Here is a 12,450-nt window from a genome sequence, read left to right as displayed (position 1 = left end):
ATGCAGGCTGCGACCGGTCTACTGGTTGCCGAGGGCTTCCTCGAGCGCGACGCACACCCGGTGAAACGCCTCCCGTGCGCCGTCATCCATGGCGCACTCGTTGCCGAGGCGGTCCGCGAACAGAACGCCTACCAGGCCTTTGGGGCCCCGTACCGCCTGGATCAGGTAATCATCGGCCTGGAACAGGTCGCCGCCGAGCGCTTTCAGTTTGTGCCGCAGAGGGGAGGGCTTGCCTGCGGTCACCCGCGCCGGCTTTCTGTCGGGTGGCAGATGGTTCATCAGCCATTGCCCTTCGGCCGGCAGAGCGGTGGTGAGCAATATGGGGTCTGTTTCCGCACCCAGCGCCAGGTAGGGCCGCAGGGTGTCGGCGTTCTTGTTGATGCGGAAAAAGATGGTGCGGTTCATGCCCAGCCCGTGGTGGACGGCTCGCGCTGCCAGCGTCAGCAGGGGGGCGTAGGTGTCCACCCGTTCGTGGCGCAGCTCCAGTTCGTTGCGAATGCGGTCCAGGTTGTCCTGTTCCAGTTCGTCGATCAGGCGCTGGAACACGTCGTGCCGCGGCATCAGGCACATGCCGCGCGTGCGTTCCGGAGCCTCGGGCTGGGGCTGCCTGCGGGTGAGTGGCAGCCACGTGGGCGGGTTCTGCAGGGGGTGCTCCTCCGCCGCCTGCCGTGAGATGGGCGGGATCGTCTCGGCGGCACTCTCGGTGTCTGTCGCGAGATAGGTTGCGAGCACCTCCAGCAGGCGCTCCATGGCCGTCGTCTCCCAGCCGTATTCCCCGATGGATGTCAGCTCCAGGCCGAGGCGAATGCCCAGAGTGCGCCGCGACATGATGTTCTCCGGCAGCACGTACTCCATCATCAGGGTCGGGATGCGCCATGCCTCGTTCAGGCCCATGGCGAGATCCATGGCGGCAAAGCCGAGTGTCACGTACTCCGCTTCCCGGCGGCGGATGCCGGCGCGCTTGCGGAGCTCGTCCATCGTCTCCATGAGCGCCTGGCCCTCCGGGTCGGCCCGCAGCGCGAATTCGCCCGCGTAACGCGCCAGCGCCGCCGCATAGACCTCACCCGGGAGAATGTCCTTGCGCCGCTCCGCCCAGTGTTCCGCCTGCCGGGCCGTGTGATAGGCGTTCGCCAGCGCGACGCGGTACTTCTCCGCCGCGGACGCGGACAGGGCCGAATCGAGGACCGGCCAGCCCTTTGCGAGCTCCATTGCCCGGCTCTGGCCGAGCATGAGCAGGGCCTGATCGGGGGTGGTGGTCTGCGCGTCCAGGTGCCGGTGCTTGTGCCCGTTCGCGGCACGCAGGATGTTCATGGACAGCGCCGGGTCGCGCGCGATCACCGGATGCAGGTCCCGTACGCCGAGGTTGTTGCCTTCCGGCCCGGCCAGGCGCCTCAGCGCCGCTGCTGATGACGGCAGTATCGGCAGGTAGGGCTTCTCCAGGCGGGAGAGCCAGTCCTCCAGGCGTTGTTGCATGGTCTGCTCCTGATGCAAGGGCTCGTGAATCTTGTTCTTGTGCGCCGATTGTCGCCGATGGGTGGGCAACAGTTTGCGAACCAGTTGGCCGTTATGAACACCCGCTCCCGTGTAGCATTCCGTTTGAATGGCCGGTCGGGAGCCCGGGGCAGCGGCCGGGAATCACGAGGACTTTAGTTTCCCGAGTGCCGGCCGATCACAACGTCAGAGTTCAAGCGGACGGCGACGGTGCGTGCGCCCGTCCTCCAACGCGCTTCAAACCAACAAGTCCACTGGGCGTGGGAGTGGAACATGCTGATTCTCCTGGGTGCATTGATTGTGATTTTTTCGGTCATTACCGGGTATGTCGCCCACGGTGGCCAACTCGCAATCCTGTGGCAGCCCTACGAATTCCTGATCATCAGCGGCGCCGCCTTCGGTGGCTTCCTGATTGCCAACCCCGGCAAGGTCATCAAGAAGGTCTTCCGGGTCATCCCGCTGCTGCTGAAAGGCACGGTCTACAGCAAGGCCACCTACATGGATTTGCTGGCGATGCTCTATGACCTCTTCTACAAGGCGCAGCGTGAAGGACTGCTGGCCATCGAGGAGGACGTGGACGACCCCCAGAACAGCGAGCTCTTCCAGAAGTACCCGCGCATCCTCGCCGAAGAGGAGGCCATGACGTTTCTCACGGACTATCTGCGGTTGATGGTGGGGGGCAGCATGAACCCCCACGAGCTGGAGAATCTCATGGACCTGGAGCTGGAGACGCTCCACGAGGAGGAAGAGATGCCCGCCCACGCGGTCAACATGACCGCCGACGCGCTCCCCGGGTTCGGCATCATCGCGGCGCTGCTGGGGATTACCATCGCCATGGGCGAGATTGACGGGCCGGTGACCGTGATCGGGCAGCTGGTGGCCGCCGCCCTGATCGGCACGTTCACGGGGATTCTTGCCGGTTACTCCTTCGTCGGCCCGCTGGGCAAGGCCATGGAGCACCGGGCGCGGGAGAAGGCCAAGCTGCTGGAGATCATCAAGGTCACCATCATGGCCATTCTCAACGGGTACAAACCGGTTCTCGCGGTGGAGTTCGGCCGCAAGGTGATGTACGAAAACGAGCGCCCCGGGTTCGAAGAACTCGAGAACCATCTCAAGGGCCGTGGCTGAGGTAATCCGGGAGCGACGGCATGGATGACAAGACCCAGCCGATAGTCATAAAGCGCGTCAAGAAGAAGCAGGAGGCGCATCACGGCGGTTCCTGGAAGGTTGCTTTCGCCGACTTCATGACCGCCATGTTTGCGCTGTTTCTGGTGCTGTGGCTGGTGTCCGTGGTGGATGATGATCAGCGTCGGGGCATTGCCAACTATTTCCAGAACCCGACGGCGTACCAGGACGCTCGCGAGCAGCCCGGCGATACCCTGATCGACCTGGAAGGCGGCAGCGAGACGCCACTGGACATCGCCGACTCGCCGCGGGCGCCCACGGTGGAGGAGATCAGGCGCGCGGCCGACGACTACCAGCGGGACCGTATGGAGTCCCTCCAGGCCGACCTGGAGGCCGCCATCGAGCAGAGTCAGGCACTGGAGCCGTTCAAGGATCACCTGCTGCTGGACATCACGCCGGAAGGGCTGCGCATTCAGCTTGTCGACCAGCGTAACCGGCCCATGTTCGACCTGGGTGATGACGCGCTGCGCGATTACGCCGAGGCGATCCTGATGGAGCTGGGTGAAGTGATCAATGCTGTGCCGAACAGGATCAGCCTCACGGGGCATACGGACGCCGTGGCCTTCACCGACCCGGACGAGTACGACAACTGGGAGCTCTCGGCGGACCGTGCCAACTCGGCCCGACGGGCCCTGCTGGCCGGCGGGACCGATCCGGATCGTGTGGCCCAGGTGACCGGGCTCGCCGATACCGTGCTGTTCGACGATGAAAACCCGGAGAACCCGATCAACCGGCGCATCAGCATCGTCGTGCTCAATCCGCAGGCCGAGCGGGCCATCATGGAACGGGCGGATACCACGCGGTTCTCTCCTGCGGATGTGACCGAGTGATCGCCGGGGACATCCGCCGGGCCGTTGGGGTACACTGCGCAGCCTGATTCCCACGCGATGCTGCGAGTACCCCATGGCCCGCCTGTTCGTCGAACAACTCACCGTCATCGACTCCTCGCGGCTTGACCCGGTCGACGGTCTGGTGGGCGAAAGCTGGATCGTGGACGTGGAGATCGGCGGCAGTCTCGATGCCCAGGGCATGGTCTTCGACTTCGGCGACGTCAAGCGCGAACTCAAGGCGGCCATAGACGACACCGTCGACCATCGGCTGCTGGTTCCGGAGCAGGGCACCGGGATCACCCACACCGAAGATGGCGTAGCCGTTGCCTTTGCGAGCCGCCGGGGCCCGATTCACATGAGCGGCCCCGCGCATACGGTGGTGGTCGTGCCGGGGGCGCGGGTGGATGCCGCGGCCCTGGAACGCCTGCTGCAGGCCTCCCTGCTGCCGCGGCTCCCCGGCAACGTCACGGATCTCACCGTGCATCTACGGCACGAGGCCATCGACGGGGCCTGGTACGCCTACAGCCACGGCCTGCAGGCGCACGGCGGAGCCTGCCAGCGCATCGCCCATGGGCACCGCTCGCGGCTGATCGTGCAGCGTGACGGCGAGCCGGCGCGGGACTGGGAGCAGTACTGGGCCCGGCGCTGGCGCAATGTCTATCTCGGGACCCGTGATCACCTGGTGACGACAACGGAACGGGATGGCGTGTCCTGTTACGGGTTCCGTTATACCTCGGGAGAGGGCGTGTTCACGCTGGAGCTCCCCGCCGCGGCGTGTGAGTTGCTGGAGACGGAAACAACGGTGGAGCAGATTGCTGCTCACCTGCATGGGGAGATGAAAGACCGCGAGCCCGCCGTGCGCATCACCGTGCGTGCGTTTGAAGGTGTCGGCAAGGGCGCTCTCGCCGACGGTTGACCTGGGTCAATGTCCGCGCCGGGTCGCGGGGCTAGCCTGATCGGGTGCAAGAAACCCGTCAGGTGATGGAGCCCATGCAGACCGTTTTCGACCGCCCGCTGTACGACAAGTACGACGTCCCCGGACCCCGGTATACCTCGTATCCAACGGCACCCCATTTTCATGGTGGCTTCGATGCCGACGCCTACGTCGACGTGGCGCGCGCGAGCAACGATGACCCGGTGCCGCGCCCCCTGTCCCTGTATCTGCATATCCCGTTCTGCCACAGTCTCTGTTACTACTGCGCGTGCACCAAGATCATTACCCGGCACCCGCACAAGGGCGAGATCTACCTCCACTACCTGGAGCGTGAACTGGCGCTGCAGGGAGCCCTTTTCGACGACGACCGCCCCCTCAAGCAGTTGCACCTGGGTGGCGGTACGCCAACGTTTCTGGACGACCACCAGCTCTGGCGCCTGATGCAGACGATCATCCGGCACTTTCCGCCCGCTCCGCCGGGGGAGCGGGAGTTCTCCGTTGAAATCGATCCGCGCGCCGTCGGCCCGGAGACGATGCGGATGCTGGGCGAGATGGGCTTCAACCGCATGAGTATCGGCGTCCAGGATTTCGACCCTGCCGTGCAGAAGGCGGTGAACCGGGAGCAGTCCGCGGGCCTGGTACGCAAGGTGATCGATCAGGGGCGCGAATCGGGCCTGGAGTCGCTGAGCCTGGACCTCATCTACGGGCTTCCGCATCAATCCGTGCGCACCTTCGATGCGACCCTGGACGAGGTGCTCGCCATCCGGCCGGACCGCCTGTCCGTGTACAACTACGCGCATCTCCCCGAGCGGGTGAAGGCCCAGCGGCTTATCGCCTTCGAGACGCTGCCATCGCCGGAAGAAAAGCTCGGTATTCTCGAGCACACGGTGCAGCGGCTCACCGACGCGGGTTACGTCGCCATTGGTCTCGACCACTTCGCGTTGCCGGACAGCGATCTGGTGCGCGCCATGGAGAACAACACCCTGCAACGTAACTTCCAGGGCTACTCCACCCACGCCGAGTGCGACCTGGTGGCCGCCGGCATGAGCGCCATCGGCATGATCGGTGGCCACTACTGCCAGAACGCGGCCGACCTGCGCAGCTACTACACTGCTCTTGATGCGGGCAGGCTGCCCGTGGCCAGGGGCTGTCAGCTCGATTTCGACGATCGCGTGCGGCGGACGGTGATCGAGCGACTGATGTGCAGGACGTGGATGGACTTCGACGCCATCGAGCGGCGCTTTGGGATCCGCTTCGCCGACTATTTCGCCCCGGAGCTCGAGGCCCTGGCCCCCCTGGAAGCCGACGGACTGATCCGGCGGGAGCGTGACGGCATCCGGATACTGCCCACCGGGCGCCTGCTTCTGCGCAATGTCGCCATGGTGTTTGATCGTTATCTGCAGGACGGCACGGCGAACGTGCGCTACTCCCGAACGGTGTAGCATGGCCGTATCCGTGCCGACTGGCGCGCCGTGACCGGGAGATAAACACGTGGTGACGCGCTGGCTCTGGCGGGTGCTCGGTGTGACCTGCGTGGGGATTGGCGCCGCAGGCACCGTCGTGCCGCTGCTGCCGACCACACCGTTCCTGCTGGTGGCCGCCTGGGCCTTTGCGCGTGGCTCGGAGCGCTGGCGCCAGTGGCTGTTGAACCACCCCCGGTTCGGGCCGCCCATCCACGCCTGGCAGAGCCAGCGCGCCATTCCCCGCAAAGTGAAGTGGATCGGCATCGCGTCGGTGGTGGCCAGCCTCGGCATCGCGCTCTGGGCGCAGTTGCCGCCGGTGGCCCTGACGCTTCAGGTGATCGCCCTGGTGTGCGTCACCATCTTCCTGCTCACGCGCCCCGACGCTTAGGTTGTTCGCGGGCGCACCAGCAGTGGCGTGTAGGCAACGGCGAAACAGAGATAGGCCAGCGCCCACCCCAGCCCGGATGCGGCGGCGAGCCAGGGGAGACCGACGGAGAAGGCGACGCCGAGGCGCGCAAGCGCGGCAAGCGTGATCAGCGCGAAACCGGCCACCGCCAGCCGGGGGGCCACCAGCGGACGCCCCGTGTGCCCTAGGGAAACGCGCGCCATCATGCCGATGCACAGCGACCCCATTGCCCCCACCATCAGCGCGTGCAGCCCCGCCGACCAGCCAATTGATGCGCCGGACAGGCTTGCGCCCAGTAGGACAAGGCCCACCGGAATCCAGAGATACCCCAGGTGCAGAATCCACAGCAGCGGCGTGCGCCAGGTCTGCCAGGGCCGCCAGGCGACCCAGCGCGCCAGCAGAAAGGCGGCGGCCGCGAACAGGAGCGGCGCCAGCATGGGGTCACGGCCACCCAGCAGGTACATGGGCACCAGCAGCAGCACCGCCAGGGTCGCGCACCAGTTCAGCGCCGGCCACTGGCGCGGATGGCTGTCCGGCAGCCAGCGCTCCGTGAAGAAGGGAATGACCCGGCCACCCATGAACACCAGCAGCACGGTCACCAGCAGGATGGCCACATCCAGCGCCGGCATGGCCGCGCCGGGGAGGACGCCGTGGATATCCAGGTGGATGACGCCGTTGAGCACGGCGAAGGCCCCGAACAGGGGGATGAACATGTAGTTGCGGATGTTGCGGGCCGGCACCAGGGTACGAGCAACGAAGAACGCCAGCAGTGGCAGAAACGCCAGGTCAACCAGACTGACCAGCCAGAACGGCACCAGCCAGGGCATCAGAAACCCCACGCGGGCGGCCAGCCAGACGCCGACCAGCAGCGTCAGTTCCCGCGGGGTAACCGACTGCCGGCCCGTCCAGTTCTGGGCAGCGGTCAGCACGAATCCGGCAATCACCGCCATGGTGAAACCGAACAGCATCTCGTGGCCGTGCCAGATCATGGGCGGCACCGGCGCCGTGGTGCCGGCGCCGCGGACCAGCAGCGCAACCCAGACACCTATCCAGGCCAGGGACAGCCAGGCCGCACCGAGAAAGAAGGGGCGGAACGCAATGGAGAACAATGAAACAGTCACGGCAACCCCCGGTTCGTGGCGCATTATCCGGATTCTGGTGGCGTTCGCGTTAGTCCGCCTTGATCTGAAACAAATCGGTGATGAACACGGACCAGGCTGCTATGGACCATGCCGGCAACAACCAGGTTGACAGCGACTGGCTCACGGGGATTCGTCGCCTATGGGCGCCGGAAACTTGACGTCAAAATGTTGAAGCGACCGCCGCGTAACCCGGCCTGCGCGTTAAGCCTGACGACGAATTCCCGCCGCCCGGGGCGCTCTCCATGCTGGCATCAATTTTGTATGTGACCTTGTCGTTAACGCCCTCCAGGTGGGCTGCAATCGCTCGCCGTTGCGCATTGGGGCAGTTGGGCCATGTCCTTTTGTGCGCATAAGCGGACATCGAAAAGCCACATGCAGGTACAGGAATGGCCAGGAAACAAAAGCGAAGCGGGAAGGCGAGCCGCTCAAGTCGTGAAGCTTCCAGAAGTAGCTCCGAGCGACACAATGCAGGTCAGGTGCGACCGGAGCTCCACGCAGTAGAGAAGGGGTTGGCAGAGGCTTCCGGAGATCCGGAAGCTGTTGTCGATGCCGCTCAGCGAGTCCTCGATTTCGAGCCCGCACACCGTGAGGCATTGTTGCAACTTGCCTCGGCGCGCATCGAGCAGCAGCAGTTCGTCAATGCAACACGGCACCTGATGCTTGCCAATACCGTTATGCCTGATGACCTCGGCACGTTGAAGCGGCTGGTACACGCTGCCATGTGCGCTGGTGACCTGACAATTGCCTTGTCGGCAGCACATCGGTGGGTGGCCCTGAAGCCAAGGGATCCCGAGGGCCTAATGATGGTCATCGCAATTTACAGCGAACTCGGACTAAACGATGCCACCGAATCCAGTGTGCGGCAGCTCGCGGTCGATGCGCCGATAACCAGTCGCCGCCCCTCTTCACGGCAGCGAATGCGCGTGTTGGTACTCTGTACGACAGCGAATATCAGTTTCCGCTACAGCCGGGAGTCAGCAAAGGTCCACACGGAGGGTGGGCACAATAATCTGATGACAATGTTCGACTCGGACAATGTTGAGCTCATTCGTTTCTGCGTTGAAAGCCTGGAATACAAAGATGATCTGGTTTCCAGTATTCCTGATGTCGATGTGATCTATAACGCCATTACTGACCCGAACCGTTGTGAGCGGGCCCTGGAACTTGCCAGCGGGCTCTGTGATCTTCTCGGACGGCCGGTTATCAACCCTCCCTCCGGTGTTCTCGATACGACCCGCGAGCGGAATGTGGAACGCCTTCGTCACGCTGACTCCGTTCTCTTGCCGGAAACTGTACGGCTTGGGAGTCTGAACGGAGATATCGGCGAGGTTATTCGTGATGCTGCATCTGAAGGGGGGCTCACTCCCCCCTTCATCATGCGTGCGAGCGGGTTTCAGAACGGAAAGCATGCTCACCTGATCCATGAACCGGGCGAGCTTCGTGTCCGCGTCTCTGAGCCGACCGAGGTCTATCTCCTCCAATACCATGATGTGAGTTACGTCGATCCTCGGGCACCGGGTAGCCGACTCTATCCGAAGTACCGGGCTTTTATGGTCGATGGAAAGCTGTATCCGATTCATTTCAGGGTGGCCGAGGATGACTGGAAGGTTCACATGCCCCAGTCTGCGCCAACATATCGGAAGTTCCCCTGGCTTTATGATGTGGCATCGGATTTCCTCGAGAATCCGTCGGGCCATTTTCCGGATGGAGTCTGGAGCGCTCTGGAGCGCGCCATGCAACAGATTCCCCTTGACTACTTTGGTGTTGATTTCGCCGTTTCAACAGACCCCGCAACGGCGGGGAAGCTCGTCGTTTTCGAAGCGAATGCGGCCATGCGTAGCTTTCTCCTTGATTCCCATGAGTGTGTCCCGGAGCACGAGGCGGCGAAGGTGGTCATCAGGGCAACGCATGACCTGTTTTGTAAACGCGCCGGAGTGTCCCCGTGGCAATTCAGCATACCGCGTGGCAAGCGCAGCCCGGCGGTGGAACACGGCTTCGTCGACAGCAATGCGCCTCGTCTGGTCAGGCATCTGTTGATACGGGGCAAGGTTCAAGGGGTGGGTTTTCGGGAGTGGTTCTGGCACGCGCTCTACCGGCACGGATTGAAGGGATGGGTGCGGAACCTGAACGACGGGCGCGCAGAGGCCGTCATCAGTGGCCCGGAAGACGCGGTGACGTGGTTCCTCGATCACTTTGACTCCCCGGAGAAAGCCCGGATACATGAGATCTCCGTTAGTGAATGGCAAGGCGTACCGCCTGATGGGGTCAGCATAGCGGAAGATGTGGAAATGCCCGCCACCGCGGGCAGCAATCTCAGGGGAGCGGTGGTATAGCTCACCGGTCTTGGCGTCATTCAGTCCAGGGGTACCTCCGGAGAGGAACGAGTGCATGCAGGCAATAATCATGGCCGCAGGCCGCGGAACACGGATCAGTAAGGATATTGGGGGCGTGCCCAAGTGTACATTGCGCCTGGGGGATGTCCCGCTCATTCGGCATACGGTGCTGTGGATGTTGGCGCACGGGATAAACGTAACGGTCGTGGTTGGCTACGAGGGCGACGCCGTCAGACGCGAGCTGGACGATCTGCCGATTGAATTCGTGGTGAACCCGTTCTACGACGTAACGAACAGCATCGCATCATTGTGGTTTGCGCGTGAGAGCCTCACCAAAGGTGGCGATGTCGTACTAATGAACGGTGACGTGTTCGCGGATGAATCGATACTGGAGATGACATTAGCCGAACAGAGAACCCCCGTCATGCTTGTTGATACCAGGCGCACGCTTGAAGGGGATTTCTTCTTCGGTTTCGGCGAGGACAACATTCTCCGTCGCTTCGGCAAGAACCTGCCCCCGGCTGAGCGGGCAGGCGAGTACGTCGGGGTCGCTAAAATTGACAAAGCACATGTTCCTGGATTCGCACGCAAGCTTGATGAGCTTATCCATGAACAGCGTCACGACGCTTGGTGGGAGGACGTCTTGTACAGCACGACCGCTGCAGGGGGGGTGGTGTACGTACGTGATGTGGGGAATTGCTTCTGGTCGGAAGTGGATCACATTGGTGATTACCGTGCTCTGCGCTATCGGTTTGGCGAGTACGCAACGTCCTGAAAGACTTGTTCACTAGTCAACGGATCCGTTCTGCCTTGATGGATAAAGAAGACATTCTTGATCGCGAAGCGATACATAGACGCTTATTGTGGATGCTGACCGAGGTTTCTTCCATTTTGGAGAATGCCGGTGTTTGCTTCTTTATTAGCCATGGCACCTTGTTAGGAGCAGTGCGACATAAAGGTTTCATTCCGTGGGATGATGATATCGACCTGCATATTCTTTCAGACGATCTTCCCTGCGCGTTGCAAGCACTGCAAGATCATCTGCCCCCGGAGCTGACCGTTCTCCATCGCGACCCGGCCGGGCTCCCCGTCGACGTTGATATGCGGATCAGCGACCGCGCCACGGTTCTGTCGCCGAGTTCGGTCGAGGAGGAGACGAGTCGCTCCTGTTCGCACTCGGGCGGCCTTTTTGTGGATGTTCTGGAAATGCCCCGTATACGGAGAAGTCAGCGCTGGGCGTACTCAGGCATCAAATGGGCGAGAAACCGTTCAAGGTCTCAGCCCCCGGGGCTGCGCAGGATCGCCACGAATCTGGTCGGAGCGGTCTCTTCCCGGGTATTCGGGATAACGGCTTGTCTACCCGGGCGGTACGTCTTCGTGGTAAGTGACCGCTGGAGTGGTGGCATGTACGACGTGGAATCGATACTGCCTGTGACAGACTTGTGGTTCGAGGGAGAGAAAATGCCCGCTCCACGCGACTATCGAAAGGTGTTGAGTGGGATGTATGGCGATTATGAGAAAATCCCGGAAATGCATACGCGCAAAATGCACTTCCAGGAGTGTTACCGTAAGAACTCAGACGTTTCTTGATTGCGGTGGTTCCTTGTATGAAGCTTTTCACGCTTGGACCGGTGGAAATGGATCCGGAGACTCTCGCTGTTGGCGCTGAGGCGCTGCCTTATTTCCGAACGGACGAGTTCTCCGAAAAGATGGTTGCCATGAGGGACCGGATACAACGCGTCTGCCGCGCTTCGGCGTCATCGCGCCTGGCAGTGATCACCGGATCTGGAACCGCGGCAATGGAAGCTGCCGTAGCGAGTATGTTCGGTGGAGATGACCGGGTCTTGGTCATTAACGGCGGCGGGTTCGGAGAGAGGTTTTCTGAATTATGCCGCTGTCACTCCATTCCGTATAACGAGTTGATCCTGGCGCATGACGAGGAGCTGGATGCAGCTCACTTCGAGGGCGTGGATGGGCGGCAGTATACGGGGCTGCTGGTTAATGTTCATGAGACGAGCACAGGGCAGCTCTACGACATGTCATTGATCTCTGGGTTTTGTAGAGAATATGGGCTGACGCTAGTGGTTGATGCAATAAGCTCGCTTCTGGCCGATGACTATAGAATGGACGAGTGGGGTGTCGATGCGACCATTTTCAGTTCACACAAGGCGCTGGCAGTATCTCCTGGGTTGTCTTTCGTTCTGGTTAACGAGGAAACGTGGCACTCCCGTATCGCCGGTAAAAGGCGTGCGGGAGTTTTTTATTTGGACTTGAGAGATCACATCATGAATATGGAGAGAGGGCAGACGCCGTTTACTCCGTCGGTGGGTGTGGTTCTTCAGGTTGAGGAGAAGCTGGCCCGTGTGGAAGCCCGCGGGGTGAGTTATTTTCTTCATAAAACACGCTGTCTTGCAGAAGGTTTTCGAGAAGATATAAAGAAGAGAACGAATTTGGTTGTTCCCGGTTTTCGTATTTCAAATGCCCTCACTCCATTGTTCTTCCCTGATGGCGGCGCTGAGAAGTGTTTCAGCAGGCTCCGTGATGACCATGGACTCATTGTTACGCCGAGCGGGGGAGAGAATAAGGATAAAATGATCCGGGTTGGGCATATGGGAAACCTGACGCAAGATGACCATGATACTTTGGTGAGCGCACTTGCCGTGTGA

General features: G+C 61.9%; 11 protein-coding genes. 9 read left to right on the top strand and 2 right to left on the bottom strand.

Annotated elements, in window-relative coordinates; all coding sequences use genetic code 11:
* Positions 1-18: 18 nt before the first annotated feature.
* Entirely contained in the window at positions 19-1,473 is a 1,455-nt protein-coding gene (locus BMZ02_RS04085; RefSeq protein ID WP_091640119.1) for an HDOD domain-containing protein, read from the bottom strand.
* A 291-nt stretch (positions 1,474-1,764) separates the two neighbouring features.
* Between BMZ02_RS04085 and motA the strand changes: the two genes are divergently transcribed.
* The 5 genes from motA to BMZ02_RS04060 all read left to right on the top strand — a co-directional run bounded on the left by motA (position 1,765) and on the right by BMZ02_RS04060 (position 6,291).
* Complete coding sequence (gene motA / locus BMZ02_RS04080; protein ID WP_091640117.1) at positions 1,765-2,619, top strand: flagellar motor stator protein MotA; 855 nt, start codon at positions 1,765-1,767, stop codon at positions 2,617-2,619.
* A gap of 20 nt (positions 2,620-2,639) precedes the next feature.
* The gene (motB, locus tag BMZ02_RS04075) at positions 2,640-3,506 is read left to right on the top strand and encodes a flagellar motor protein MotB (protein ID WP_091640116.1); all 867 of its coding nucleotides are present in this window, start codon (positions 2,640-2,642) and stop codon (positions 3,504-3,506) included.
* A gap of 73 nt (positions 3,507-3,579) precedes the next feature.
* Positions 3,580-4,422: a 6-pyruvoyl trahydropterin synthase family protein gene (locus BMZ02_RS04070; protein WP_091640114.1), complete on the top strand. Its 843-nt coding sequence runs from the start codon at positions 3,580-3,582 to the stop codon at positions 4,420-4,422.
* A 74-nt stretch (positions 4,423-4,496) separates the two neighbouring features.
* Positions 4,497-5,882, top strand: coding sequence for an oxygen-independent coproporphyrinogen III oxidase (hemN, locus tag BMZ02_RS04065; protein WP_425425064.1), 1,386 nt, complete (start codon positions 4,497-4,499; stop codon positions 5,880-5,882).
* A 49-nt stretch (positions 5,883-5,931) separates the two neighbouring features.
* On the top strand, positions 5,932-6,291 hold the full coding sequence (locus BMZ02_RS04060) for a YbaN family protein (protein ID WP_245753924.1): 360 nt from the start codon (positions 5,932-5,934) through the stop codon (positions 6,289-6,291).
* On the opposite strand, the gene BMZ02_RS04055 is transcribed toward BMZ02_RS04060, so the two are convergent.
* Positions 6,288-7,430 carry an NnrS family protein gene (locus tag BMZ02_RS04055; protein ID WP_091640415.1) on the bottom strand — a complete coding sequence of 381 codons (1,143 nt, stop codon included), beginning with the start codon at positions 7,428-7,430 and terminating at the stop codon, positions 6,288-6,290. The two genes, BMZ02_RS04060 and BMZ02_RS04055, sit on opposite strands and share 4 nt — an antisense overlap.
* A 530-nt stretch (positions 7,431-7,960) precedes the next feature.
* Between BMZ02_RS04055 and BMZ02_RS19110 the strand changes: the two genes are divergently transcribed.
* From BMZ02_RS19110 to BMZ02_RS04025, 4 genes are read left to right on the top strand one after another with little or no spacing between them, the layout of a single operon-like run.
* Positions 7,961-9,784: an acylphosphatase gene (locus BMZ02_RS19110; RefSeq protein ID WP_216110669.1), complete on the top strand. Its 1,824-nt coding sequence runs from the start codon at positions 7,961-7,963 to the stop codon at positions 9,782-9,784.
* 55 nt (positions 9,785-9,839) lie between these two features.
* On the top strand, positions 9,840-10,559 hold the full coding sequence (locus tag BMZ02_RS04035; protein WP_171909797.1) for a phosphocholine cytidylyltransferase family protein: 720 nt from the start codon (positions 9,840-9,842) through the stop codon (positions 10,557-10,559).
* A gap of 38 nt (positions 10,560-10,597) precedes the next feature.
* The gene (locus tag BMZ02_RS04030; protein WP_139209140.1) at positions 10,598-11,374 is read left to right on the top strand and encodes a LicD family protein; all 777 of its coding nucleotides are present in this window, start codon (positions 10,598-10,600) and stop codon (positions 11,372-11,374) included.
* 17 nt (positions 11,375-11,391) lie between these two features.
* Positions 11,392-12,450, top strand: a complete 1,059-nt coding sequence (locus BMZ02_RS04025) for a pyridoxal-phosphate-dependent aminotransferase family protein (protein ID WP_091640105.1) — start codon at positions 11,392-11,394, stop codon at positions 12,448-12,450.

Source organism: Aquisalimonas asiatica (assembly GCF_900110585.1).
Taxonomy (GTDB): domain Bacteria; phylum Pseudomonadota; class Gammaproteobacteria; order Nitrococcales; family Aquisalimonadaceae; genus Aquisalimonas; species Aquisalimonas asiatica.
Note: the sequence above shows the minus strand (reverse complement) of the source record. Positions and strands in the feature narration are given on the sequence as shown.

Coding starts and splice junctions, on each gene's coding strand:
- BMZ02_RS04085 (WP_091640119.1), bottom strand. CDS start 1,473: ATGCAACAACGCCTGGAGGACTGGCTCTCCCGCCTGGAGAAGCCCTAC.
- motA (WP_091640117.1), top strand. CDS start 1,765: ATGCTGATTCTCCTGGGTGCATTGATTGTGATTTTTTCGGTCATTACC.
- hemN (WP_425425064.1), top strand. CDS start 4,497: ATGCAGACCGTTTTCGACCGCCCGCTGTACGACAAGTACGACGTCCCC.
- BMZ02_RS04030 (WP_139209140.1), top strand. CDS start 10,598: ATGGATAAAGAAGACATTCTTGATCGCGAAGCGATACATAGACGCTTA.
- BMZ02_RS04025 (WP_091640105.1), top strand. CDS start 11,392: ATGAAGCTTTTCACGCTTGGACCGGTGGAAATGGATCCGGAGACTCTC.
- motB (WP_091640116.1), top strand. CDS start 2,640: ATGGATGACAAGACCCAGCCGATAGTCATAAAGCGCGTCAAGAAGAAG.
- BMZ02_RS04035 (WP_171909797.1), top strand. CDS start 9,840: ATGCAGGCAATAATCATGGCCGCAGGCCGCGGAACACGGATCAGTAAG.
- BMZ02_RS04070 (WP_091640114.1), top strand. CDS start 3,580: ATGGCCCGCCTGTTCGTCGAACAACTCACCGTCATCGACTCCTCGCGG.